Annotated in this window: 18 protein-coding genes; 12 read left to right on the top strand and 6 right to left on the bottom strand. The window is 54.6% G+C overall.

The window, feature by feature from the left end; genetic code table 11:
* Window positions 1-10: 10 nt before the first annotated feature.
* From M5M_RS11855 to M5M_RS11845, 3 genes are all read left to right on the top strand, one after another.
* Window positions 11-961 (top strand): AgmX/PglI C-terminal domain-containing protein, encoded by a 951-nt coding sequence (locus M5M_RS11855; protein ID WP_015047741.1) that lies wholly within the window; start codon window positions 11-13, stop codon window positions 959-961.
* Between the two features lie 246 nt (window positions 962-1,207).
* Window positions 1,208-1,549, top strand: coding sequence for a zinc ribbon domain-containing protein YjdM (locus tag M5M_RS11850; RefSeq protein WP_015047740.1), 342 nt, complete (start codon window positions 1,208-1,210; stop codon window positions 1,547-1,549).
* A gap of 10 nt (window positions 1,550-1,559) precedes the next feature.
* Window positions 1,560-3,362: a tetratricopeptide repeat protein gene (locus M5M_RS11845; RefSeq protein ID WP_015047739.1), complete on the top strand. Its 1,803-nt coding sequence runs from the start codon at window positions 1,560-1,562 to the stop codon at window positions 3,360-3,362.
* Here M5M_RS11845 and M5M_RS11840 read toward each other — a convergent pair.
* Both M5M_RS11840 and pgi read right to left on the bottom strand, forming a co-directional pair.
* Window positions 3,337-4,062 carry a tRNA-uridine aminocarboxypropyltransferase gene (locus tag M5M_RS11840; protein ID WP_015047738.1) on the bottom strand — a complete coding sequence of 242 codons (726 nt, stop codon included), beginning with the start codon at window positions 4,060-4,062 and terminating at the stop codon, window positions 3,337-3,339. The two genes, M5M_RS11845 and M5M_RS11840, sit on opposite strands and share 26 nt — an antisense overlap.
* A gap of 57 nt (window positions 4,063-4,119) precedes the next feature.
* Window positions 4,120-5,745 carry a glucose-6-phosphate isomerase gene (gene pgi / locus M5M_RS11835; RefSeq protein WP_015047737.1) on the bottom strand — a complete coding sequence of 542 codons (1,626 nt, stop codon included), beginning with the start codon at window positions 5,743-5,745 and terminating at the stop codon, window positions 4,120-4,122.
* Between the two features lie 112 nt (window positions 5,746-5,857).
* Between pgi and M5M_RS11830 the strand changes: the two genes are divergently transcribed.
* The 3 genes from M5M_RS11830 (at window position 5,858) to M5M_RS11820 (ending at window position 7,501) form a co-directional block, all read left to right on the top strand.
* The gene (locus tag M5M_RS11830; RefSeq protein WP_015047736.1) at window positions 5,858-6,688 is read left to right on the top strand and encodes a mechanosensitive ion channel family protein; all 831 of its coding nucleotides are present in this window, start codon (window positions 5,858-5,860) and stop codon (window positions 6,686-6,688) included.
* 89 nt (window positions 6,689-6,777) lie between these two features.
* Entirely contained in the window at window positions 6,778-7,164 is a 387-nt protein-coding gene (locus M5M_RS11825; protein WP_015047735.1) for a PH domain-containing protein, read from the top strand.
* Between the two features lie 28 nt (window positions 7,165-7,192).
* Window positions 7,193-7,501 (top strand): hypothetical protein, encoded by a 309-nt coding sequence (locus M5M_RS11820; RefSeq protein WP_016389378.1) that lies wholly within the window; start codon window positions 7,193-7,195, stop codon window positions 7,499-7,501.
* Between the two features lie 120 nt (window positions 7,502-7,621).
* Here M5M_RS11820 and M5M_RS11815 read toward each other — a convergent pair whose 3' ends face one another.
* Both M5M_RS11815 and M5M_RS11810 read right to left on the bottom strand, forming a co-directional pair.
* A complete protein-coding gene (locus M5M_RS11815) occupies window positions 7,622-10,006 on the bottom strand; it encodes a TonB-dependent receptor (RefSeq protein ID WP_015047732.1) in 2,385 nt (794 codons plus the stop codon).
* A 228-nt stretch (window positions 10,007-10,234) separates the two neighbouring features.
* The gene (locus M5M_RS11810; protein WP_015047731.1) at window positions 10,235-11,194 is read right to left on the bottom strand and encodes a LysR family transcriptional regulator; all 960 of its coding nucleotides are present in this window, start codon (window positions 11,192-11,194) and stop codon (window positions 10,235-10,237) included.
* Between the two features lie 141 nt (window positions 11,195-11,335).
* On the opposite strand from M5M_RS11810, the gene M5M_RS11805 reads away from it, so the two are divergent.
* The 5 genes from M5M_RS11805 (at window position 11,336) to M5M_RS19595 (ending at window position 17,022) form a co-directional block, all read left to right on the top strand.
* On the top strand, window positions 11,336-12,136 hold the full coding sequence (locus M5M_RS11805; RefSeq protein ID WP_015047730.1) for a class II aldolase/adducin family protein: 801 nt from the start codon (window positions 11,336-11,338) through the stop codon (window positions 12,134-12,136).
* A gap of 3 nt (window positions 12,137-12,139) precedes the next feature.
* Entirely contained in the window at window positions 12,140-13,021 is an 882-nt protein-coding gene (locus tag M5M_RS11800; protein WP_015047729.1) for a bile acid:sodium symporter family protein, read from the top strand.
* Window positions 13,022-13,065: 44 nt separating this feature from the next.
* Window positions 13,066-15,456 carry a TonB-dependent receptor gene (locus M5M_RS11795; protein WP_016389377.1) on the top strand — a complete coding sequence of 797 codons (2,391 nt, stop codon included), beginning with the start codon at window positions 13,066-13,068 and terminating at the stop codon, window positions 15,454-15,456.
* A 133-nt stretch (window positions 15,457-15,589) separates the two neighbouring features.
* Window positions 15,590-16,426, top strand: a complete 837-nt coding sequence (locus tag M5M_RS19600) for a winged helix-turn-helix domain-containing protein (RefSeq protein ID WP_016389376.1) — start codon at window positions 15,590-15,592, stop codon at window positions 16,424-16,426.
* 131 nt (window positions 16,427-16,557) lie between these two features.
* Entirely contained in the window at window positions 16,558-17,022 is a 465-nt protein-coding gene (locus M5M_RS19595; protein WP_016389375.1) for a hypothetical protein, read from the top strand.
* Window positions 17,023-17,263: 241 nt separating this feature from the next.
* Here M5M_RS19595 and M5M_RS11780 read toward each other — a convergent pair whose 3' ends face one another.
* Window positions 17,264-18,379 (bottom strand): DNA-binding HTH domain-containing protein, encoded by a 1,116-nt coding sequence (locus M5M_RS11780; protein WP_015047726.1) that lies wholly within the window; start codon window positions 18,377-18,379, stop codon window positions 17,264-17,266.
* 547 nt (window positions 18,380-18,926) lie between these two features.
* Between M5M_RS11780 and M5M_RS20500 the strand changes: the two genes are divergently transcribed.
* On the top strand, window positions 18,927-22,769 hold the full coding sequence (locus M5M_RS20500) for a VWA domain-containing protein (RefSeq protein ID WP_024330433.1): 3,843 nt from the start codon (window positions 18,927-18,929) through the stop codon (window positions 22,767-22,769).
* A gap of 102 nt (window positions 22,770-22,871) precedes the next feature.
* On the opposite strand, the gene M5M_RS11770 is transcribed toward M5M_RS20500, so the two are convergent.
* Window positions 22,872-23,729 (bottom strand): D-amino acid aminotransferase, encoded by an 858-nt coding sequence (locus tag M5M_RS11770; RefSeq protein WP_016389373.1) that lies wholly within the window; start codon window positions 23,727-23,729, stop codon window positions 22,872-22,874.
* Window positions 23,730-23,738: the final 9 nt, after the last annotated feature.

The raw sequence follows: 23,738 nt of genomic DNA, 5'->3' as shown, positions 1-23,738 counted from the left end.
GGCGGGCACTATGAGCATACGACAAGTCATTATTCCGCCGGCGCTACTATTGCCCTGGACCTCTTTGGAGCAGGACAACGAGCGCTACAAAAAAATCCTGCTGGTGTTACTGGCGCTGTTTCTGGTGCTGGGCATCCTGGTGCCACTGATTGACGTGCCGGAAATAGAACGGGAAAAAGCCGAGGCGTTGCCGCCGCAGCTGGCCAAAATTATTTTGGAGAAAAAAGAGCTGCCACCACCGCCACCGCCCAAGCCCAAAGAGCCGGAAAAACCCAAGGAAGAGAAGCCTAAGGAAAAGCCGAAAGAGCCTGAAAAGCCCAAAGAGAAACCAAAGGAAGAGCCCAAGCCTCAGGATGTTGCCAAAGCCCGTGAAAAGGCCGCCACGTCCGGTTTGTTGCAATTCCAGGATGATCTGATGGACATGCGCGAAGCGTTGGATGCCTCCGACATCGCCAGTGCCAACATCACCCGCGGCGCAGCGGAAGCAGAACAAATGGATCGCTCCATGATCACCAGTGGCGCCAAAGCCACGTCCGGTGGTATCAGTTCTGCTGCAGTCAGCCGCGATACGGGTGGCGTGGCCATGGCCGGGCGCGAAACCACCAAGGTGGATTCCAAACTGGCCGCGGGCGGTACGGCGGTAAAAGCCGAGAAGAACAATCGTGAAGTGTCCGGTCGGAGCGAGGAAGAAATTCGTCGCGTGATGGACAAAAACAAAGCGGCGATCTTTGCTATTTACAACCGCGCCTTGCGTAAAAACCCGACCCTGCAGGGCAAGGTGGTGGTCAAGATGATCATCGAGCCCAACGGTTCGGTGAGCGCGGCCTCGTTAGTGTCGAGCGATCTGAACGACCCGGATCTGGAAAGCAAGATCCTTTCTCGGTTGAAGCTGATCCGCTTTGCCAGCGAAAACGTGCTGCAAACGCCACTCACTTACTCGTTTGATTTCCTGCCCTATTAACGGGCGACTCAGGCAATACACAAAGCCGGCCCCGCGCCGGCTTTTTATATCCAAGGATGGCTACGGCCCGACGCTTGGGTTCAGCGTGCGGAAGCTCTCTGCTGTATGCGATACGTGTGGATAATTAAAGACGCCCGTGCGCGAAAGCCCATGGCTCAACGTTGACCAGATGTGGATCATCAGTCACGCTGTTTTGTGACCTGCGTCCTACTCCGGCCCTATAATGGCGGTTTTGCGAGCAGTTTGATGAGCCAAATCCCGCCTTGCCCGGAATGCAATTCTCCCTATGGTTACGATGACGGGTTGAACCACGTGTGCCCCGAGTGCGGCCACGAATGGTCTAAAGACGCGCCGGTCGCGGCAGAGCCGGTCGCCAAGGTCTACAAAGACGCCAATGGCAATGTTCTTCAGGACGGCGATACTGTCACGGTGATCAAAGATCTCAAGGTCAAAGGCTCCTCGTTGGTGGTGAAAGTGGGCACCAAAGTGAAGGGCATCCGTCTGGTGGATGGCGACCACGACATCGACTGCAAAATAGATGGCATTGGCGCCATGAGTCTGAAAACCGAGTTTGTGAAAAAGGTGTAAGGTCGGTCGCATGCAAGTGTCAAACACGCACAGTGACAGTTGGCGCATGGGCGAACTATTACTCCATGCGTCGCCGCCGGAATTGCTCCGCAATGGACAGCCGGTGTCACTGGACCGGAGCAGCCTGTTGGTTTTGCTCGCGCTGGTGACGGCCCATGGCGAGCCGGTCACCAAAGAGCAACTGCTGCTCGAGGGTTGGCCGAACCGCGTGGTGCATGAAAATTCACTGGCAAAGGCGATCAGTCGTTTGCGCACTGCACTTAAACCCGATGCGGTGGACATCAAAGCCGTGCACGGATTCGGGTACAGGCTGGAGGCGGCCGCGTTGGAGCGGATGGCGACAGAGCCACGGCAGCCACCTGTGCCCGCTGGCATGCCCGTGCGCCCGGTCAGAAAAAAGTCGTTTGCTGTGTTGATCGCAGCCGTCGTCTGCCTGTGCCTTTCGGCCATCGCTGCGGGTACCTACTATTGGCAGGAATACACGGATAATGCACAGGCCGATGCGCTGCTTCAGTTTCTTGCTGAAGACCTGCTGGTCAGCGTGGACCCCTATGCCGCGCCCGCCAACCTGGAAAAACAAAATGAAATGCGTTTCATGGTTGAGCGCATTGTCACCACCATGGACACCCGTTTCGCCGGTGAACCCAACGTACTGATGACCTTGCACCATGCCGTGGCGCGTGCCTTCAGCGGCTGGGGTGAATACGACAAAGCGGTCAGCCATTTACAACAGGCCAAGCGCTTGGCCGAAGCGCAGGCGTTGCGGGCAGAGACGATCGCGCTTGAAGCATCTCTGTGCAACCATTTACGCCTGGCAGGCAAAACTCACGCGGCTGAACAGGCCTGTGACATCGCGGTCACCAATGCCGCGAGGGTTGACGCGCCGGGCCTGTCGGCGGTGCGGGTTGAACGCGCCAAATTATTGTTTGAAATCGGCCGCTACCAAGCCGCTGTGGACGAGCTGATGATGGTATTGGTGTCAGCCGGACCTGCGACAGATCAGCACATCATCGCGGATGCGCATTGGTTTCTGGGGCTTTCGCTCAGAAAGCTCGCGCGCTTTGATGACGCCGATGCTGCTTTCAAAGCATTGCTGGAAAGCCGTCAACAATTACACCCGTCCAATCATCCCCTGATAGCCTGGGCCTATACGGATTACGGTGATTTTCTCGTGCATGTGGGGCGGTTCGAGCAAGCCAATACCTTGCTCGGGCGGGCGCAGGAAATTTTTACGGTCACGCTGGGGCCGGAACATGTGGAATCGGTATCGCCGGCCTACAGCCTGGGCGTGATGTATAACGAAACCCAACGCTGGGCCGATGCCATCAGTACGCTGAACACGGTGCTGGCTGTGTACCAACAGGGATTGGGCGCAGACCATCTTTGGACGCTGTATACGCTGGGCGAATTGGCCTTGGCCTACGCGGGCGCGGGCGATACGGAAAAAGCCCGCGCACTGTTGGCTCAATCGCGCACGATTGGCGAACGACAATTATACGGACGGCCTTCCAAGTCTGCCCATTTTCACATGCGCTGGGCACAAGCGCTGTTGCAAATGCAGGATTATGCCGGCGCCGATGCCGAACTGGCGTTGGCGCGACAGGCTTTGCGCGACGGCTTCCCCACAGACCACCCGCTGCACGCCACGGGCTATTGCCTGGCGGCGAATTTGTCTCTGGCTCAAGGCGACCGATCGGGCGCACGCCTGCTGACCAATCGATGTGCCCAACAGATGGGCGCGCTGAACATGCCAGCGTCTTTTCCCCTCAATGCCCAGCTGGCCTCGCTCAATCGGGCGTTGGCTGAAGGCTGATTGCCTGTGCGGTTTGCCATTGGGTCAGCGACATATTGGCCCGCATGGCGCCGTAGTGTTGGTTAAAGACGGTGAACCAGCGAAACAATAGCTGGCTGGCACGCTTGTCATCGGCCGCGTCCAGGGCCAGGGCAGCGGATTCCGCGGTAGACAAATAATGCTCGAATGCCGCTTCCCGGCTCACATAGGCTGCGCGTGCGGCGGGATTGATTTTCAATGCGGGAAAGGCGGCGAGCCACGGACTCAGGTTGTACATCCGACGCGCTTGCTTCCAGGTGCCATCGAGCATAATAAACGTCGTGCGCCGTTTATCCTGGACGTTTACCTGGCTATGGACTGGCCGTTCTGAGGCATCGTCGGCCGGAAATACAATAAAACACCGGCGCCCGGGATCATTCAGCAACGCGATCAGTGCAGGCTCGGGCGCCAGCCGACTCCAGCAAAAGGCATATGTATTGTCGGGAAAACAATCGGCGATCAGGCGGCCACTGTTGGTGGGCTTAAACAGTTCATCCCGATGCAGAACTAACACAAAATCGGCGCAACATGGCCCGGTTTGTTGGTGTGCACAAATGCAGTGGCTGACTTTCAATTGACAGCGCTCACAGCGAACGGCAAGGATACCCCTGGCCGCATAGGTGCGGGTGGAGGTTTCGCCGACCTGCGCGCGCAAGCGTTGATAAGCGTTCAAGCTTGTCATAGCTTCAATGCCGAAGCGCGGGCGTCGACGGCTGCGCGCGCAAAAAAAGGCCTGTATTCAGTGGGCATGTTTATAGATGCTGATCAGCGTATTGGTAGAGCCATCAAAATCCGCTTCGGTATTCTTGTTTACCAACACCGGATGTATTTCATTACACAGCTGTTTACCCAGTTCTACACCCCACTGGTCGAATGCATTGATACCCCAGATCACCGATTGCACAAATATTTTGTGTTCATAGAGCGCGATCAAGGCACCGAGTGTCTGCGGTGTCAGGTGCTCCAGTACCAATGTGCTGGAGGGGCGATTGCCGGGCATGACTTTGTGGTGCGCGAGTTGCTCAGCCTGATCGGGTGAGTACCCCATTGCCTCAAACTCTGCCGCGGCCTGCGCCGCGCTTTTGCCCAGCATCAGCGCGCGGCTTTGGCTCAGGCAATTGGCGAACAATTGGGCGTGGTGATCGCCCAACGGGTTATGGCTGTTGAGCGCGACAATGAAATCAACGGGCACCAAGCGGGTGCCCTGATGCAACAGCTGGTGAAAGGAATGCTGTCCATTGGTGCCGACTTCGCCCCAGATAACGGGGCCCGTGTGGTGTTCGAGGTAGCCGCCATCCAGGTACGCATTCTTGCCATTGCTTTCCATGTCCAGCTGCTGAATGTATTTGGTAAAGGCGCCCAGGTAGTGATCGTAGGGCAGAATCGCGTGGCTTTGTGCATCCCAGAAATTCACATACCAGATTCCCAGCATGGCGAGAATGACCGGCAGGTTTTGCTCCAGTGGCGCGCTGGCAAAATGGTTGTCCATATCCGCCGCGCCAGCGCGCAGGGCATTGAAGTGTTCCATGCCACAGGCCAGGGCGATGGGCAAACCGATGGCAGACCAGAGCGAATAGCGGCCGCCGACCCAGTCCCACATGGGGAAAATGTTGTCCTCAGCGATCCCGAACGCTTTGACTTTTTCTACATTCACACTGACCGCAACAAAGTGTTTTGCCACGGCGGATTCGTGTTTTAAGTCCGCCAACAGCCAGTCGCGCGCAGAGCGCGCGTTGGTGAGTGTTTCGGTGGTGGTAAAGGTTTTGGAGGCTACCACGAACAGTGTTGTGGCGGGATTCAGCCCCTTGAGCGTTTCGCACAAATCTGAGGCGTCCACATTGGAAACAAAGTGTGCCTTGATACCCGGTTTGTGAAACGGGGTCAGGGCCTGGGTCACCATCATCGGGCCAAGATCGGATCCGCCAATGCCGATATTGACCACGTCTGATATTCGCTCGCCGGTATGCCCCCGCCAGTGCCCAGCGTGCACCGCCTCCACAAACCGGGCCATTTGTTCATTTACGCGGCACACATCGGCCATGTGATCGGGCAGCGCGCCGCATTGAGAGCGCAACGCCACGTGCAACACCTGGCGTTGTTCGGTGGTATTGATGGGTTCGCCCTGATACATGGCCTGCACGCGCTGCTCCAGATGTTGTTCGCGCGCCAGTTGCAGCAACAATGTCATGGTGTCGTGGTTGATGCGGTGCTTGCTGAAGTCCAGATAGATACCGCAGGCCTGGGCACTGAACTGTTCGGCTCTTGCCGGATTTTGTTCAAACCAGTGCTTGATCGGTGTTTCGGCGATGGCGTCCCGATGGCGGGCCAGGGCCTGCCAGCTGGGGTGTTGTGTAGGTTTGGGCATGTGACTCCCCTGTGATTCTTTTGCCGCCATGGTACCGCATTTGCCGAGAAGAATAGGGCAGATTTGGCAGAATTGGTTAGAATGTAGCAGGCATTCAGTACAGGGCTTCCCCATGGAAAAGGAATTGGAACAGATAAACCAGGTGTATAACCTGGCCACAGAATTTTTGGTGAACTACAGCTTCCAGATACTGGGTGCGATAGTCATATTGATCATCGGCTTGGTGATCGCCGGCAAGCTGGCAAAAATTACCAGCAATCTGTGTGAACGACGCGGCATCGATGTCACCCTGAGCCGGTTTATCGGCTCATCGGTGCGCATCATCGTGGTAGCCATGGTGGCGATCGTGGCGCTGGGTAAGCTGGGCATTTCGGTGACGCCGTTTGTGGCCGCAATTGGTGCACTGACCTTTGGTGTGTCATTGGCCGCGCAGGGGCTGATTTCCAACTACGGTGCGGGATTCAATATCATCATTGGCCGGCCTTTTGTGGTGGGCGACACCATCAGCGTTTGTGGCGTCAGTGGCCAGGTGACCGAAGTGAAATTGGGGCAAACCCGGTTGATCAACGAAGACAAGGTCATCATCACCATTCCCAACAAGCACATTATTGGCGAAATATTGCACAACTCTCATGGCTGTACGCTGGTGGAAGCCAGTATCGGTGTGGCTTACGACTCGGACATGGATCAGGTCATGGGTCTGATCCGGCAAGCGATCACCGGCGTGGAAGGCGTTGTGGACGGCGAGCAGGCAACCATCGGTATCGAAGACTTTGGCGATAGCAGCATCAATGTCGGCTTTCGCTACAAAGTGGAAACCGCGCAATTGTTCCAGACCCGCTATGCGGTGAATCACGCGATTTACGAGGCCTTTAAAGGTGCTGGCGTTCAGATTCCATTCCCCCAGCGCGAAGTGAGATTGCTGAATACCGCAACGGATTAACAGCCACTGGCCGGCACCGTGGATTTGCGTTTTGCCGGCCGCTCCTTTACCTTCAGGTGTCCGGCAACCTCACTCTTTAGAGGAACAGTATGAGTGATTCAGAAGCGGCGGCTGTCCGTCCAGGTGTCAAGTTTTCAGCCCATCCCGCCATGTTCAAGGCGCGTCCATTCAGCTTTATCCTGAGTGTGTTGCTGTGTGCAGTGGGTATCGGTTTTATTATCCTGATGGTGTGGTACGTCAAGTGCAAAGCCACCAAGCTGGAAATCATTGATAACGAAGTGGTGCTTGAGCGCGGCTTACTGAGTAAGGAACGCATCGAGCTCAATCTGGAATCTGTGCGCTCCGTGCGTGTGTACCAGAGCTTTCTGAACCGGATTACCGGCGTAGGTCGTATTACCGTGTTTACGGCCGGTGATAACCCCGAATTTGAAGTGGATGGCATACCCGATCCGAATAAGTTCCGCGAATTGACCTGATTGCAGTAATCAACAAAGGAGAATTCAGGTGAGTGCAGACGATAAGGATAAGATTGAAGCGCGCAAATTGCTGATTGTACTCATCGTTGTACTGGTGGCTGTCGCAGCGGCAGTGGCGCTGATGCTGCCCATGATCGGTGAATTCGTCACCACCTCGCTAGAACCCGGCGTGGGCATCAAGCAGGCGGCCATCATCAGCTTTTTTATTACCGTGATAACCCTGGCCTTTTTTGCGATCACCGCCGGCGACGGTTTGCTGGGCGAGATCCAGTTCATGCTGGCAGGCTTTTTCGGTTTTTTTCTGACGATCTGGTTTTTAATTGCCTGGGTTTTTTAGCGGCATATGCCACGCACTCAGGAATAGCGGTTAACTAAAATGTGCTCATAAAAAAACACCCTGCAACGCAGGGTGTTTTTTTTAGCTAACCCAATGACTTGGGGTCATTCACCGGCGCGATTAATCGAAGGTCATATCCAAACGGATTGCCAACGTACGGCCTGACAGGTAGTTAATGTACTGCTGTGCCGTGGTGTTGCTTTCACTGCGGCTGCGAGCACGTTTATAGCTGATGGCCTCTTTATCGAACACGTTGTTCAGGTGCGCGCTGAGCTGCAGGTTATCTGACAACTCAACACGGCCGGACAAATTGAAGTAGCTATAGGCAGGTACTACGTCTTCATCTCGCACGTTGAAGTGGGTTTTGTATTCACCGTAGTAGGTGTAATCACCCCGCACGCTCATCGGCTTATTGAACAGGGTGAAAGACTGGTCAAGCGCGAGATACGCATTCCATTCGGGCACCATGGTCATGTCGTCGCCGGCTTCGGCGCTGATGGCATCGTTATCTTCCAGCACCACAGAATTGGTATAGGAAGTATTAAACGTCATCTTCAGGCTGTCGGTCAGCAATGCAGTGGATTCAAATTCCCAGCCGCGTGAACGCGCTTCACCACCGTTAGCGGTAAAGCTGAAACCACAGGTTGGCATGTACACGTTAGTTTTGATGTCGGTCCAGTCGATCTGATAAACCGCTGTTGCAAAGTTAACCCGACCGTCCATCGCCGACATTTTCAAGCCCAGCTCGTAGTTGTCGATGGCGTCCGAGGTGTAACGGTCTTTGCGTTGGCTGGCATTGGGGTCATTCTCACAAGAGCCCGCCAGTGGACCATTGTTGCCGCCCGGACGGTAGCCTTCGGAATAGAGCGCGTATACGGACATGGTGTCTGTGGGGCGCCAGGATGCGCTGAATTTGTAGCGCTCGCCGCTTTCTTCACCCGCTGTCTGGGTTACGTTTTCAGACCACAAGCCCATGGTTTCGCCATGGTATTCGTCTTCGAGTTCGTAGTGACGTACACCGGCATTCAGTTCAAGCTCGCCAGCAGCGCCGATATCGAAGGTGTATGCCACATCGGCAAAGTAGGCCAGCTCTTCAGCGCGATCTTTGATGACCGAGTTGCGCCAGTTATTTTGGGGATTGCCAAAGGTGTCGATGCCCAGTTGGGTTACGTCGATACCCCACCACCAGTTCATTGCCACTGCTGATGCGATATCACCTGCTTCGTGGTATTGGTTCTGGTTGTTCAGAGCGTTATCGGTTTCTACTTTGTCGTAGAACATCCCCACCGTCCAGCTCAGGGGGCTGGAGGCATCGATATTCTGCAGGCGCACTTCATGTGTGGTTTCATTGTAGAAATCGTCGTTGATAATCCAAGTTTTGAACAAATCATCCGCGTCGAGACGCGACCAGTTGTCCAGTGACTGAGTATCAAACTTGCGGTAGGAGCCGGCGTAAGTCAGCGTGGCAAGATCAAAAAGGTTATCGTGATTGAAGTTCAAGGTGTACAAATCTGACTGGCTTTTGTACCAGCCATCTATGCTTTCCCAGATCTGGTATTTTGCAGGTACACCAGAGGCAGAGATGGGTGCGTTGCCACCCATGCACGCGGGGCGTTCGGCGGCAGGGTCGCAATCCACTGTGTCAAATGCGACATCGTAGCCATAGGGTGCACTGGTGTTCTCGGTCAGGCTGTAGGTATAGCGATAGCCAGGTGTCGAGCGGTCACCGGTATCGGTGCCACGGTCTGAATAATTGACTCTGGCATAGCCAAATGTCATATCCATCTGTTCGTTGATTTGCCAGAGCAGGCGTGCGCGAACAAAACCGCGGTCAACAGATCCCTGCAGGCCAGTGTTCATATTCACCATCTGGAGTTTTTCATGCTCGCGGTTGGCCGACACGCGTAATGCGAGTTTGTCTTCAATCAGCGGGATATTCACGCCGAGCGTGCCGTTACTGCTGACGCCGTCAACATCGGCTTCGGTAGACGCCTGAATATTACTGAACACTTCGAATTCATTCAGCTGGGGCTGCTTGGTGATGATCCGTACGGTGCCGCCAATGGCATTGGAGCCATAAAGTGTACCCTGTGGCCCGCGCAGAACTTCAACCCGTTCTACGTCTGACAAATTGGTGAACGAATAAGGGATGTCATCCACAAAGGTGGTTGTGGTGCCCGGGGCAGAGGAGTTGCCGCCACTTAATCCGCGCAAGATCAATTGTCCGCGAGGGGAGGCTGCACCTGCCAGCGTCCGGTAGATATCACTCGCGCTCGTGTAGTTCCTATCTGCAATCTCTGTGGCTGAGATGCTCGAAACCGCCATTGGAATTTCGATCAACGTTTCTTCTTTACGGCGCGCGGTAACCAATACTTCCTCGGTTATGAGGCTGGCGGCGGGCGAGCTGGTTGAATCGACGTCGGTCTGTGCATGTGCATTTAGAGTGCAGGCGACCATTAGTGCGCTTACACCTTGGATGCTGTGGGCAAGAATATTTTTCTTCATAGCAATCTCTTATATTTATTTGATTATTATTTATTCCCTTCGTGTTATCGCACGCTTGTATGAATTCCTTGTGTGGACCCATAGTTTGCAATGGACAACTAAAACGGGACGAAAAACATCCACAGTGCCGCACTAAAAACCCTGTACACCCTTTTAGGCATTGTTCATTGAGGTGATCGGTGGTAGGCGATTTGAGCGTTTGGGGATGATGCGGCAAACAGCGAGGTATTACGCGGATTGTGCAGCCCGGAGCATATTTTTGGGTGCATCGGATTCGAGGCTGATATAGGGCACGGACCGCAATGCATTGAGTAACTTTTCCCGAAACCATAAATGAGCGGGATCCTTATCGGCACGTTCGTGCCAGTAAGCGTGCAGCTCCAATGTCGGCACGTCAAACGGCACATCGCACATCGACAGTGGGATGTGTTCATTCAGAATCAGGGCGATGCCTCGGGGAATAATGCTCAGGTAGTCCGACTCTCTCAACAGATAGGCCGCGCACAGATAGGAGTGGCAGCGCGCTCCAATCCTCCGGCGCAGACCGTGACGCGCCAGTTCGTGATCCACCCATTCCGGTCCCTGTTGCAGGGGCGATACGAGTACTTGTTTGTGCGCGAGGTAGGTGGCCGTATCCAGCGGTTGTTGAAGCGCGGGATGGCCGGGCCGGCCGGCAACGCACAGGGGTTCAAACATCAGGCGGGCGTGTTGAATGGATTCGGATACAGGCTTGAGCAGGTCGATGGCCAGATCGAGTGTGCCGTGCGCCAGGGATTCCTCCAACTGTTGCGGATGGCAGGGGTGGCTGGCAATGGCCACGTCGGGTGCTTGCCGGTTGACTTCAGCCAGCAGCGCGGGCATTACCGCAGTATTCATACCGTCGCGCAAACCCAGCCGGAATTCGCGTTGCAGCTGCGTGGGGTCGAACACCTCGCCGGCGTTGACGCTGTCGCGCAGGGTGCGCAGTGCGCCTTTCACCGGCTGAATGATGCGCTCGGTCAGCGGGCTGGGTTGCATGCGATGACCCAGGCGGGTGAACAGTGGGTCTTTGTAGGTGCTGCGCAAGCGATTCAGTGCGTGGCTCACCGCCGGCTGACTCAGGCATAAGCGGTCGGCGGCGCGGGTGATGGAGCCCTCGTCGTAGATGGCTTCCAGCACCGCCAGGAGATTGATATCGAGTTTGCTCATGGCCTGAGTGGTCCTTGCAGCTGTGCTTTTTAACTATGCACAGCACGAATTGTTTAATCCAATAACTATTCATTGGATTGATTAATTGGATGTTTTTAGCATGGAGGTGTCAATAACGCCAGCCAATCAGTCAGGAGCCCCATGTCAGACTTTGCCAGAGAACTTGCACGTACCACCATCGGCTCGGCCAAAGTCGAGCTGCCGCCCAGCGAATTCGAATCCGAGCAGGCGGAACGCACCTACATCAAGCAACGGCTGGCGGGCGCCTTCCGGGTGTTCGGCCATCTGGGCTACGACGAAGGCGTGGCTGGGCATATCAGCGTGCGGGACCCGGGCCGGCCGGATCATTTCTGGGTCAACCCGGTGGCGGTGCATTTTTCGTTGATCAAAGCGTCTGATCTGGTGTTGGTCAATCATCAGGGTCAGATTGTGGAGGGCGATCAGTTGGTGAATACCGCCGCTTTTGCCATTCACTCCCGCCTGCACGCCGCGCGCGCCGACATCAATGCGGTGGCGCATGCCCATTCGCCTTACGGCCGCGCCTTCAGTGCGTTGGGCAAATTGTTAGACCCGATTTCGCAGGACGCCTGCATGTTTTATGAAAACCACGCGCTCTACAACGACTTCAATGGCGTGGTGGATGAAACGGCGGAGGGTGATGCCATCGCCCGTGCCTTAGGTGACAAACCGGCGGCGATTTTGCAGAACCATGGCCTGCTGACCACGGGAAGTTCGGTCGACATTGCCTGCGGTTTGTTTATGGCCATGGAAAGCGCTTGTCGATCGCAATTGCTGGCTGAAGCGGCCGGTACTACGCGCCTGATCAACCACGAGGTGGCGTTGAAAACCCGCAATTACAACGCGACGGACCTGGTGAAGTGGGCAAATTTTCAGCCCAGCTATCAGTTGATGTTGCAAAAAGACGACAGCTTTCTGTCCTGACCCTTGGCGACCTCCAGCATCGCACAATGGCTGCCGTGGGCACTGGCGCTGGTCATGTTTGGCATGGGCGCCAGCCTGACACCGGCAGACTTTTTCCGGGTAGTGCGTCTGAAACGCAACTTCATTGCCATTCTGCTTGCGCAACTCATTGGCCTGCCTTTGTGTGGATTGCTTCTGGCATTGGGTTGGGCGCAAGAAGCCAGTCTGGCCGCGGGCTTGGTGTTGCTGAGCGCCTGTCCTGGCGGCACCACTTCCAATTTGTTCAGCCATCTGGCGCGCGCGAATGTGGCACTGTCCATCAGCCTGACCGCAGTAGCGGGCTTGATCACCGTGGTGTCGATTCCCCTGTGGGTCAATCTGGTGCTGTGGTTATTGGGTGAAGGCGCGCGTGATTTGCAGTTGCCCTTTGTGGATACCCTGCAAACTTTGGTGTTGTTCACACTCTTGCCGGTACTGCTCGGCATGCAATGGCGCTACTTTTTTCCGCGCACGGCTGTGGCCTCCGAGCGTTGGTTCAGTCGCTTAGCGCTGGCGTTTATGGTGTTGATGACCCTGGGACTGATGTTATCGCAGGGCCGTTGGTTGTGGTCGCACTTGCCCGACATCGGACTCCCGGTTGTCATGCTGAACAGCCTGGCGTTGTTGTTAGGCTGGCTTACCGCGCGCTTGTTGCACATGCAAAACGCGGATGCCGCAACCGCCATGATTGAAGTGGGTATTCAGAATTCAGCCATGGCGATTGTCATCGCCAGTTCATTGATGCAATCCGATCAGGCCGCACTGCCGGCGGCCTTCTATTCCCTCACCATGTACCTGTTTGGGTTTGGCGTGGTTGCCTGGTGCAGAAAAGCACAGCGATTTGAGCTGACCAATGTAAAAGAATAATCAACAAACCGGACGATAAACCGGTTAAAAGGAGAGCGAGAAGCATGACAATAAAAACTGCAAAAGCCCACCGTGTCGGAATGGCGTTGTTGGCCTTCAGCATTGCGGCGGCAAGCCATGGGCAGGACAATCTGACGCTGGAAGAAATCGTGGTTACTGCACAAAAACGTCCGCAGTCGCTGCAGGATGTGCCCTTATCGGTCAGCGCCCTGGGCGGCGAAAAAATGGACGCCGCCGGGCTCAATAATCTGGAAGCGGTGAGCACCTATGTGCCCAACTTCAGTATCAATCAAACCGGTATCAGCACCACCATCAGTATTCGCGGTATCAGCTCGGGTATTAACCAGGGCTTTGAACAATCCGTGGGTATGTATGTGGACGGCATCTACTATGGCCGCGCGCAGCTCGCCAGGGCTCCGCTGTTTGACATGGAGCGGGTAGAGGTGCTGCGCGGCCCGCAAGGCATTCTGTTTGGTAAAAACAGTATTGCGGGTGCGGTGAGCCAGACCAGTGCAAAACCCTCGCAGGATTTTGAATCCAGAATCACCGCGTTGTACGAACCCGAGCACGGTGAAAAAGATCTTCGGGCGGTCATCTCCGGCGGCTTGACTGACGACCTCGCTGGTCGCCTGAGTGTGATGAAGCGCGATTTTGATGGCTACGTGGACAACACCAGTACCGGTAAAAAAGAACCCGCTGCCGATGAGTGGTTGGTGCGGGGCCAGGTGCGTTGGGATGCCTCTGACAATCTCGCGCTGGGATTAAAGCTGGAACAAAGTCAATTCGATGTGAGTGGTCGTAACATCGAAGTGATTGGCGATACCGCCGGTGAAACCGGCGTGGGCTTGTCGACCGTCTACCCGATTTTTTCCGGCGGTGAAGCGCTGGATGCCGATCAGAATGGCAAGCGTCAGGCCAATGGTGATACCAGCGAAAACAAAACCCACAACGCCACCCTGAATATCGACTATCAGTGGGGTGAGCATCAGGTCACAGCGATTACCGGATTGGCCGGTTACGAATACGATGAGCTGTGCGATTGTGAATACACAGGCTTGAATACCTTTACCCTGGGTCTGGATGAAGCGTATCGCCAGTGGAGCCAGGAGTTGCGCATCGTGTCGCCAGTGGGTGAAGCGTTGGAATATATTGCCGGCGTGTTTTATCAGGACAGTCATCTGGAATTTCACGATGACTTCAATGTACCCACCACCAGCGCATTGACCGCAGTGAGTTCGGCTTTGGCGGGCTACAATTCGCAGCGCTTTTTTGAACAAGACAGTCAGCTGTGGGCTGCTTTTGCGCAAGCGACCTATCACGTGAACGATCAATGGTCACTGACCTTGGGCGGTCGCTATACCACTGAACAAAAAACCGCGTCGCGGTTCAGTCAGTCGAGCACGCAGGCACCCAACCCGGACGTTATACCGGGTGTTACCTTGTTGGATCTGGCCGAGAATGTGTTGCGGGCTGAGCCCCACAGTGAAGCCGGCAAGCGCGACGAAGACAGCTTCACGCCGCTGATCAATCTGCAATACCAGATATCCGACAGCGCCATGCTCTACGCCACTTACACCACCGGGTTCAAATCCGGTGGCTTTGACGTGCGCTCGAACGCCAGCTCAGACCCTGCCGTGGGTGTGCCCGGTGCGGTAACTTCTGCGTTAGGCCAGCCGCCCAGCCCGGTAGGTGTGTTTGAATTTGAGGAAGAAGAAGCCACCAGTTTCGAGCTGGGTGCAAAAACCAGTTTGCTGGACGACAGGGCCGAGCTGAATGCGGCAGTTTTCCGCACCGAATACGACAACTTGCAGGTGAGTATTTTTGATGGCGGCCTGGGCTTCAATGTGGGCAATGCGGCGGCAGCCATTAGCCAGGGTATTGAACTGGACGGACGCTTGCGCGCGAGTGAATCGCTGACCTTTACCGCGGCCATTGGCTATTTGGATTTTGAATTCACCGATTACGACAATGGCGAGTGCTATTTCCGGCAGGCTGAATTCGAGCCGGATACAGTCACCAATGCGGCACTGGATATGTGCAGCTTTGACGGCAAGCGCCAGGCCTATACGCCCGAGCTGACCGGTAGCCTGATCACCAATTATCAGCATCAGTTCCAGGGTGGCCTGGTGTTGAATGCGGATCTGGACCTGATCTACTCATCAGAATACCTTGCCAGTCCTTCGTTGGACCCGCGTCTGACCCAGGATGCCTTTGTGAAAGTGAATGCGCGCCTGGCGCTGGCCGCTACAGACGGGTTCTGGGAAATTGCCCTGGTGGGTAAAAACCTCACCGACGAAGCCGTGCTGACTTATGGCGCCGAAGTGCCGACATCGGCCACCCTGGTGGGAGCAGCCACCGGGCAACAGGGGCTGGCCTATTACGGCTTTTACGATCGCCCCCGCAGCATAGCCCTGCAAGCGCGTTTGCAATTCTGACCCAGCGTTTTACTGGCGGTGATTCACCGTGCTCTCTTGCCCGCTGCTGTCTGCAGCGGGCTTTTTTTGGGGTATTGGTTGTCGGGTCTGCATTTGCGACAATGCGCTCAAAGCAGGTGCCTCATAACAACCCGTGCAGTATCAATTCGACCCGTTCACTCTCGACACCGATACTCCCTCACTCCGGACTGAGGCAGGGCCGGCATCGCTCGCCGAAAAGGAATTGGCGTTGTTGGTATTGCTGGTGGAAGCCATGCCGGAAATCGTCAGCCACGACGATCTGCTGGCCTCGCTTTGGCCGGGCCGGGTGGTGACCCAGCAATCGGTAGCCCGCCTGGTGGCCGATACCCGCAAAGCGCTCAAGCAGGCCGGGCTCACGGGCCCGGCTATTGAAACCTGCCACGGACGCGGTTACCGGCTGGCAGCACCGCTTGCCCGTAAAATAACCTCTCATCAGGTGGCTTCGCCGGCCTCCGGCTCTCGGCGTATCTGGCCTCTGTTTACTGCGATGGTGTGTGGTCTGGTCCTGTCGGGGGCCAGCTGGTGGTTTTGGCCAGACCCGAAGCCGCTCCGCTATAGCGAAGACCCGGCCACGCAAGTGCGTATTCTCTGGGTCGATGATCACCCGGAAAACAACCAGGAAGAAGCCGAGTACCTGCGCAGCCTGGGTTATGGCGTGCATCAGGTGCGTGAATCGGCCGACGCATTTACGCTGATGGCCATCTACCGGTTTGATCTTCTCATTTCCGACATGGGGCGCAACGACAACCCGGTTGCCGGCCTGGAATTACTGGATGACCTGCGCTCTGACGGCAACACCATCCCGGTGTTGTTCTACACACTGGTGGTCAATCCTCCTTTCCTGCAGGAGGTTGTCACCCGGGGTGGTCAGGGCGCGGCCGACACCCAGGAGGCGCTGTACCTTCAGCTTCAGGGCCTGATCCAGCCCTCAGGCAGCACTAAAGACTAGTTGCCCCCGTTTCACAATTCACGATAAGTCCCTGTTTTATAACGATTAATCATATTTCATAAGCTTTCACACCGGTTCAACGCCGGGCTTTGTATATTGGCCCTAAGGATGTTGAAGGCGAGCCCGGAAAGTTGAATTACCCGCCAATTAAAACTGCTCTGTTGGTGCTGCTTGCGCTGCTAACCGGCTGCTTTGAAGCCGGGCCGGACAGCAGCAATGCGCCGCCCCGGATCAGTACCGGCGGATTGTTGTTGGTGGAGGGGGGCAGTTGGGTCATGTTGCCGGTGGCGGCCTATGACTGTGACGGCGAGAAGCTCGCCTACCACTGGCGTCAATTGGGTGGCCCGGCCATCAATATGGCAGACACCGACCAGCCCTGGTTGCGCATTTTTGCACCGGAAGTGGAACACAAGACCCTTGCCCGGTTCGAGGTCACCGTGACGGATTCAAGCGGCTTAAGCACCCAGGCCGCACGCTGTGTACTGGTGTTACCCACAGGCGACCGGGCGGTGAACGATCAGGATCAGGTACCCCCGGCGGCACTGGAAGCAGAAGCGGCGTGCGATCTGCAGCTGCAAGCGGATATTAATTTTTGAAGTCGTGGTTTCGGGCCGCCAGTGCACTCCCTCGTGCTGGCGGCTTTTTTTATGCCTACCATTTGGTAGTGGCTGTATGAATGCCTTGAACCCTATGCTCATTGCCTCCTGGTCTTGCAATGAGTTTGTGCTGCTCATGGATCAGCAGCATTTGCTTGGTCAGGGATGACCTCTCGCGTTTATTGGGTATCTCATACTGCTGGCCGCCGGCACTCTCCCTCGTACCGGCGGCATTTTTTCCTTATAGCAGCAGCCTGAGCACCTTACTCACCAATTGCGCCTGTGAGCCGGTGTCGGTTTTTTGCAAAGCAGCCTTGATTTGTTGCCGTACGGAGCTGATTTTCAGCGCGCGTTTTTCACTGATGTCTTCAGGACTCAGGCCGTTGCAAAGGTAGGCGACAGTGGTTGCTTCAGATTCTGTAAGCCCAAATACCTCGGCGATCTGGCCTGGGCTTATTTGCCGCTCGTGCTGCATGATTTTTAATTTGATCAGACAACTGATGGATGTACTGCGCCCCCAGGACATGACGGTGGAATAGGGCAGTGCGGAAAAACTCAATTGATAATGGCTACCGTCTTGTTGGAAGGAACGTTCCAGCTCGGTTTTGCTGCCGATAATGTGGCTGTCGCAAATGTGTTGCAGGCCATTAAGAAACAGCGCCCTCAGCGACGAATCAAAGATACGGATCGAGCCGCCAGCTTCAGTAAACCAGGGGCAGCGGCGGAAAAACCGGTTGGCGGCTTCGTTGGCATATTGCACCTGCCCGTCGCGGTTACAGATGAACGCTGGTTCGGCCAGCTGATCAACAATGCATGCGAGATTGTGGCTCATTGCTTGGTAGCTGAGTAAGCGGTTGGATAGCGCTAACGCATGCAGTAAATGTCGGGAGAAGAAATTTGCTGTTTTCACCTGATCGCCGGCGTAGTGCTGGCGATCCTTGCCGCGCATAAATGCAATTTCAGTGATCAAATTCTGATCATTTTCGACATTCAACTGGCCGATACTGTGCCGGATTCCGGCTGGCTGGGCAAAGTCTGTATAGATTTCGGAGTTGAGAAACGCCTTGTCATTACAAACGATATGGCTGGGATGGAATTCGTTGAACTTGTATCGGGCCAGCCCGTGGGTCCAGAGGTCTACCTGATAAAAATGGGCTTGGTAACGCTCAAAATACCCCTCGTCAAACCCGCTCTGAAAAAACCCTACCGGGCTGTCATCGACCCCGCTGCGCATGGCCACAAAGGCATGGCTGGATCCCAAAACCTCGGAAAGTGCGGCAAGTACACTGGTGTATTTCTCGGGGGAGGCTACACACTCGTAGATCGCCTCAAGCGGAAAATCAACATCCTTGTTCATATAGTCTGAAGCCTGTGTAGTTCGAAAGGCGATGGAATCTAGTTCCATATGGTACTTAAGTTCCACTACCAAATGGGAGTATTGATTAGTAAAAAAATCCTATCAAATCGAGCCTGCGCTGAGCTGGCTAATACTTTTTAGCCATTGGTGTTGGCAAATAGTACGAATAAAACATTTGATTGGGGATAACTTGATGAGCGGATGGAATACTTCTGTCGCAGGGAAGCTGTTGCTTTCTACCAGTATTAGTCTTTTGGTTGCCTGTGGCGGCGGGGGAGGAGGTGCACCGGCACCAACACCGACGCCTGCGCCAACCCCGGCCCCTTCGCCGACGCCTACGCCGACACCTACGCCTACACCTGAGCCGACGCCTACGCCTACGCCTACGCCGACACCTACACCTGAGCCGACGCCTACACCTGAGCCGACGCCTACACCTGAGCCGACGCCTACGCCTACGCCTACGCCGACACCTACACCTGAGCCGACGCCTACACCGACGCCTACACCAACACCTACACCCACCGGCTTTGCCGTCAGCGGGTCTGTGTCCGGTCTGAACAACGGCTATTACACACTCACACTGAACGGCACGGAATCAGTTACCGTTGAAGCGAACGCATCCAGCTTCAGCTTCCAGACGCTACTGTCTACCGACGCCAGCTACCAGGTCGTTGCCTCGGGTGAAAACAGCACCCAGTTCTGTACCCTGGCTGGTGGCGAGGGCGTGATTGGCGCAGCTAACGTAAGTAACCTGTCGCTGAGTTGCTTTGGTGCCAACGGCTACACACTGCAAGGGTACGGGCTGCAAACCCAGTCGCCCAGCATTGTGGTGATGGGTCTGCGCGTGACAGATCTGGCCTCTGGCAGCCCGGCCCCGGAAAACAGCTTTTCCGATTCACACTTTGTAGTGAAAGAAAACGGTTCTTCGGTAGGCAGTGAATCGTTCATTTCCGCAGAACCAGTAGCCAACGCGGCACTGGATTTGCGCACGGTAATCGTTCTGGATATTAGCCAGTCACTGACGCCAACGGATGTTGAAGACATTAAGGTAGCGGCAAAACAGGCAATTTTCACCACCAATGGCGATGGCAGCAAAACCAGCAATCTGGTGCCCGGTCAGCGCGTGGCGATTTATACGTTTGACTCTACTGTAAAGCTCGTGAGCGATTTCAGCGATGATATTACCGCGCTGGACCAGCAGATAGATTCCATCGACTCCAGCCTGGTGAACCGTGGTAACTCTACCAACCTTTACGGCGCTATCCAGACCGCCGTAGGCCGCTGGACCAACAGCTTTACCCTCACCAGCGCCCAATTTGGTTACACCATTGTCATTACCGACGGTGACCACAACGCCGATAGCCGCACCGCGGCCGATATCAGCGCCTCCACCACCGGCAAGGATATCTATGCCATCGCAGTGGGTGGCGATGTAACCCTGGCGAACCTGGAACAGGTTACAGGCTCGGCCGACCGGGTATTTACCGTGGCGGACATTGGCGCGCTGAATGCCCAACTGGATGAAATCCAGCAAGCTGCCATTGACCAGACCAAAGGTCTGTACCGGGTATTCTATGCCACGCCCAAGCGCTCCGGCACGCATGAAGTGATCTTGTCACTGAGCCCGGAATACACCTGCGATGCGCAAATCTCTGGCTGTATTACGGGGCTCTCCGGCACATTCAATTCTAATGGCTTTACCGATGTGATCCCGGAAATTTACGTAAGCCATGACAAGGGCAAAGAAGTCAGCACCAATAACTGGGCGGTAACACCGGATACCGACATCACACTCACGTCTAAACTGCGCTGGGCGAATATCACGCCTGCATTCGGTTATAGCTGGAGTAATACAAGCGGTGCCGAGGCCACCTTGACGGCCATCGAAGGTACCAATCAGCAGGTGTTAAATGTCGGTCTCGATTTTGTCCAAAGCGATTTGTTGATTGCCGACAGCGCGAGCGGGCTCAGTCGCACTATTACCTACCATTTGGATACGGATGGCGACGGCATTATTGATACTACCGATACTGATGATGATAACGACGGTGTTTTAGACGTTGATGATGAAATGCGTCAGGACCCGAGCGAGACCCTGGATACGGATGGTGACGGCATTGGCAACAATGCAGATACCGACGACGACGGCGACGGTGTGGCAGATGTGGATGATGCCTTCCCGCTCGATAACCAGGAATCACTGGATACCGATGGTGATGGAATCGGGAATAACGCAGACCCCGATGATGATAATGACGGTGTTGCCGATGAATCCGATGCTTTCCCGTTGGACGCGAGCGAAACCACCGACACCGATGGTGATGGCATCGGCGACAATGCTGATCCTGATAAAGATGTACCAAGCGCAATGGGCGAAAGTTACACCCTGGATACCTTCGCGGTTACGCCGGCCGGCGCTTTACTGAATGTGCTGTCCAATGACACCTTCGGCCTCGATGGTGCAGGTAGCCTTTCCATCGCGGTTCAACCATCGCACGGGTCTGTTTCACTGGATGACAATGGAACGCCGGAGGACGCCTCCGATGATCAGCTTCGGTTTATTCCGGCAGATGGCTACATGGGTTCTGACCAGTTTACCTATGAAATCGCCGACGGCAGCGGCTCTACAACCCAAGCCTTGGTCGACCTGACAATAGGTGGAATCCGCAGTTTGACCGTGAGTGCCAGCGAAAAGCACGGGCAGATTCGTGTGAGTTGGGATGCACAGCCAGGTGCAAATGTGAGTCATTACACGTTGCTGGTAAATCCGGATGGAGCATCTGGCTATACGCCGGTGGCGGGTGCAGAGATGTTGCTGGTTGATACGATTTACTACGATATAGAAGTAAGTGTATTGAATTACGATTTTATCAATGCGAGTTACATGCTAGAGCTTCGAGATTCCAGCGAAAATGTATTAGAAGATGGGTTGGTTCTAGTAAACGGATTGAGTAGTAGTGATCTTGTGACATACATCAAAGCCAGCAATACTGATGCAGGTGATAGATTTGGGTCAAGCGTGAGTGTATCGAATGATGGAACTGTAATTGCGGTTGGCGCTAAGTTTGAAGATAGTGCCGGAAATGGTGTATATGGTAATATCTCGGCAGGTAATTCATCATTTACAGATTCAGGAGCAGTCTACGTTTACTCCAAGTTAAATGGCGTCTGGCAGCAACAAGCCTATATTAAGGCGCCATTGGCTTCGGGCGCGTCTGACTTTTTTGGATATAGCGTGAGTTTGTCCGGTGATGGCAGTACGTTAGCCGTTGGTGCCTATGGCGAAGACAGTGAACTTACTGGATCAAACGCACCTTACAATAACACTGGGACTGATTCAGGTGCCGTATATATCTTCACTCAAAACGCAGGTGTTTGGGCTAGTCAAGCTTACCTTAAAGCTCAAAACATAGGCCATTACGACTACTTTGGGTTCTCCGTTAGCTTGTCCACGGATGGTAATGTTCTCGCTGTAGGAGCCTACAATGAAGGTGGCTCTGCAACCGGAGTTAATGGCGTAGTTGACAATCTGGCAGCGGGGTCAGGGGCTGCGTATGTGTTCAATCGCGACGGTATAAATTGGAGTCAGTCGGCGTACGTAAAAGCCAGCAATACTGATGCCTCGGACATGTTTGGTTTTAGCGTTGGCCTTTCAGGTGATGGCAATACTTTAGTCGTTGGAGCACCTGGTGAAGATGGCGCATCTACTGGAATATATTCGGTGGATCAATCATCAAACGGAAAAAGCAGCTCCGGAGCAGTCTATGTATTTAACTATGAAGGAACAGAATGGGTTCAAGATTCATACGTAAAGGCCAACAATACTGATTCTGATGATCAGTTTGGTTATAGCGTAAGTGTTTCTGCAGATGGTAGGGACTTTGCTGTAGGTGCTATTGGTGAGGATTGGTCTGGACAGAATCCGATAAACAATAACGTGTCTAATTCTGGCGCTGTATTTATGTTCAAAAAAACTACGTATTGGTATCAGTGGGACCATCTAAAGGCAAGTACACCAGCTGCAAAGGATAACTTTGGCTTTAGTGTTTCTATTTCCCCTGATGGAAAAAGTGTGGTTGTGGGTTCTGTATTCGAAGCCAGTAACTCCGTTGGAATAAATCCAATTGATGAAAACAATTTCAATGCTCAACGGGGGGCTGCATATTTATTCAGAAGCTCCGAGCCGAATGATCATTGGATCCAAACACATTATATAAAATCGCCACATACAGGAAGTAACATTACGTTAGGCCGTTCAGTTGCGGTAAGTGATAATGCGAATACGATTGTGATCGGCGCTGATGGAGAAAATAGTGCTGCCACAGGAATAAATAGCACACCTACAGGGAGTAAAACTGCGTCTGGCGCTGTGTACGTTTACAGATAAGGATGAAGTGGTCGGGATAAAGGGGGCGCGGAGAATTGCAAGCCCGACTTCTTTATCCCGGAGCTATCGATAATAGGGAGGTATACGCCTCCCTTTTTTCTCTTAATAATCGTACCGGTGCGCCTCAAACGCGGTCTGCGCTTTTTCCCACACGGCACCGATCTGGCCGTTGCCAATGGCTTTTCCATCCACATGCGTGACCGGCGCCACTTCTTTGGAGGAGCTGGTAAGCCACACTTCGTCAGCTGCCATTAAATCTGCCAGGCTGAAAAATTCTTCTTTCACCGGGATGTCGGTGTATTTTTTCAACACGTCCAACAGCATTAAGCGGGTGATGCCGGGCAGCAGTTGATTGTCCAGTGGCGCGGTGAAGACGGTGCCGTTTTTGACCATGAACACGTTGCACGCACTGGCTTCGGTTACCAGCTTGTCGGCATTGTACAAAATGGTTTCATTGTTGCCGGCGGCGTAGCCTTGCTGGAAATGCATGACGTTGCCGAGCAGTGCGGTGGATTTGATGTGGCAGCGGCGCCAGCGCATATCTTCGGTGGTGGAGACTTTGTAGGCCTTGGCTTTGGTTTTGTCGGCCACCGGCGGCTCGGCGATGTCAAAGGTGAAGCCGAACACGGTGGGTTGTACGCCTTCGGGGTAGGCGTGGTAGCGTTTGGTGTCGGCACCGCGCGATACATGCAGATACACGCCTAGGTTGCCGTTGCCGTTTTTGGCACAGAGTTGTTCGCACAAATCGCGCCATTGCTGATGGTCCCAATCCAGGCCGATTTCAATCAGGCTCAGACCTTCTTTCATGCGATCAATGTGCGGGCCAAAACCCACCAGCTTGCCGCCGTAGGAGGGAATCACTTCGTAGATACCGTCGCCAAATAAAAAGCCGCGGTCGAGGGGGGAAATGCGGGCTTGTTCCAGGGGTAAAAATTCGCCGTTTAAATATGCAATAGACATAGGCTATTC

The sequence above is a fragment of the Simiduia agarivorans SA1 = DSM 21679 genome, assembly GCF_000305785.2.
Classification (GTDB): domain Bacteria; phylum Pseudomonadota; class Gammaproteobacteria; order Pseudomonadales; family Cellvibrionaceae; genus Simiduia; species Simiduia agarivorans.
Note: the sequence above shows the minus strand (reverse complement) of the source record. Positions and strands in the feature narration are given on the sequence as shown.

Bases quoted from the DNA above. Each gene is read 5' to 3' on its own strand.
- M5M_RS11795 (WP_016389377.1), top strand. From the start codon at position 13,066: ATGACAATAAAAACTGCAAAAGCCCACCGTGTCGGAATGGCGTTGTTG.
- M5M_RS11770 (WP_016389373.1), bottom strand. From the start codon at position 23,729: ATGTCTATTGCATATTTAAACGGCGAATTTTTACCCCTGGAACAAGCC.
- M5M_RS11780 (WP_015047726.1), bottom strand. From the start codon at position 18,379: ATGAACAAGGATGTTGATTTTCCGCTTGAGGCGATCTACGAGTGTGTA.
- M5M_RS11845 (WP_015047739.1), top strand. From the start codon at position 1,560: ATGCAAGTGTCAAACACGCACAGTGACAGTTGGCGCATGGGCGAACTA.
- M5M_RS11840 (WP_015047738.1), bottom strand. From the start codon at position 4,062: ATGACAAGCTTGAACGCTTATCAACGCTTGCGCGCGCAGGTCGGCGAA.
- pgi (WP_015047737.1), bottom strand. From the start codon at position 5,745: ATGCCCAAACCTACACAACACCCCAGCTGGCAGGCCCTGGCCCGCCAT.
- M5M_RS11850 (WP_015047740.1), top strand. From the start codon at position 1,208: ATGAGCCAAATCCCGCCTTGCCCGGAATGCAATTCTCCCTATGGTTAC.
- M5M_RS11805 (WP_015047730.1), top strand. From the start codon at position 11,336: ATGTCAGACTTTGCCAGAGAACTTGCACGTACCACCATCGGCTCGGCC.
- M5M_RS11855 (WP_015047741.1), top strand. From the start codon at position 11: ATGAGCATACGACAAGTCATTATTCCGCCGGCGCTACTATTGCCCTGG.
- M5M_RS11825 (WP_015047735.1), top strand. From the start codon at position 6,778: ATGAGTGATTCAGAAGCGGCGGCTGTCCGTCCAGGTGTCAAGTTTTCA.
- M5M_RS11815 (WP_015047732.1), bottom strand. From the start codon at position 10,006: ATGAAGAAAAATATTCTTGCCCACAGCATCCAAGGTGTAAGCGCACTA.
- M5M_RS11830 (WP_015047736.1), top strand. From the start codon at position 5,858: ATGGAAAAGGAATTGGAACAGATAAACCAGGTGTATAACCTGGCCACA.
- M5M_RS11810 (WP_015047731.1), bottom strand. From the start codon at position 11,194: ATGAGCAAACTCGATATCAATCTCCTGGCGGTGCTGGAAGCCATCTAC.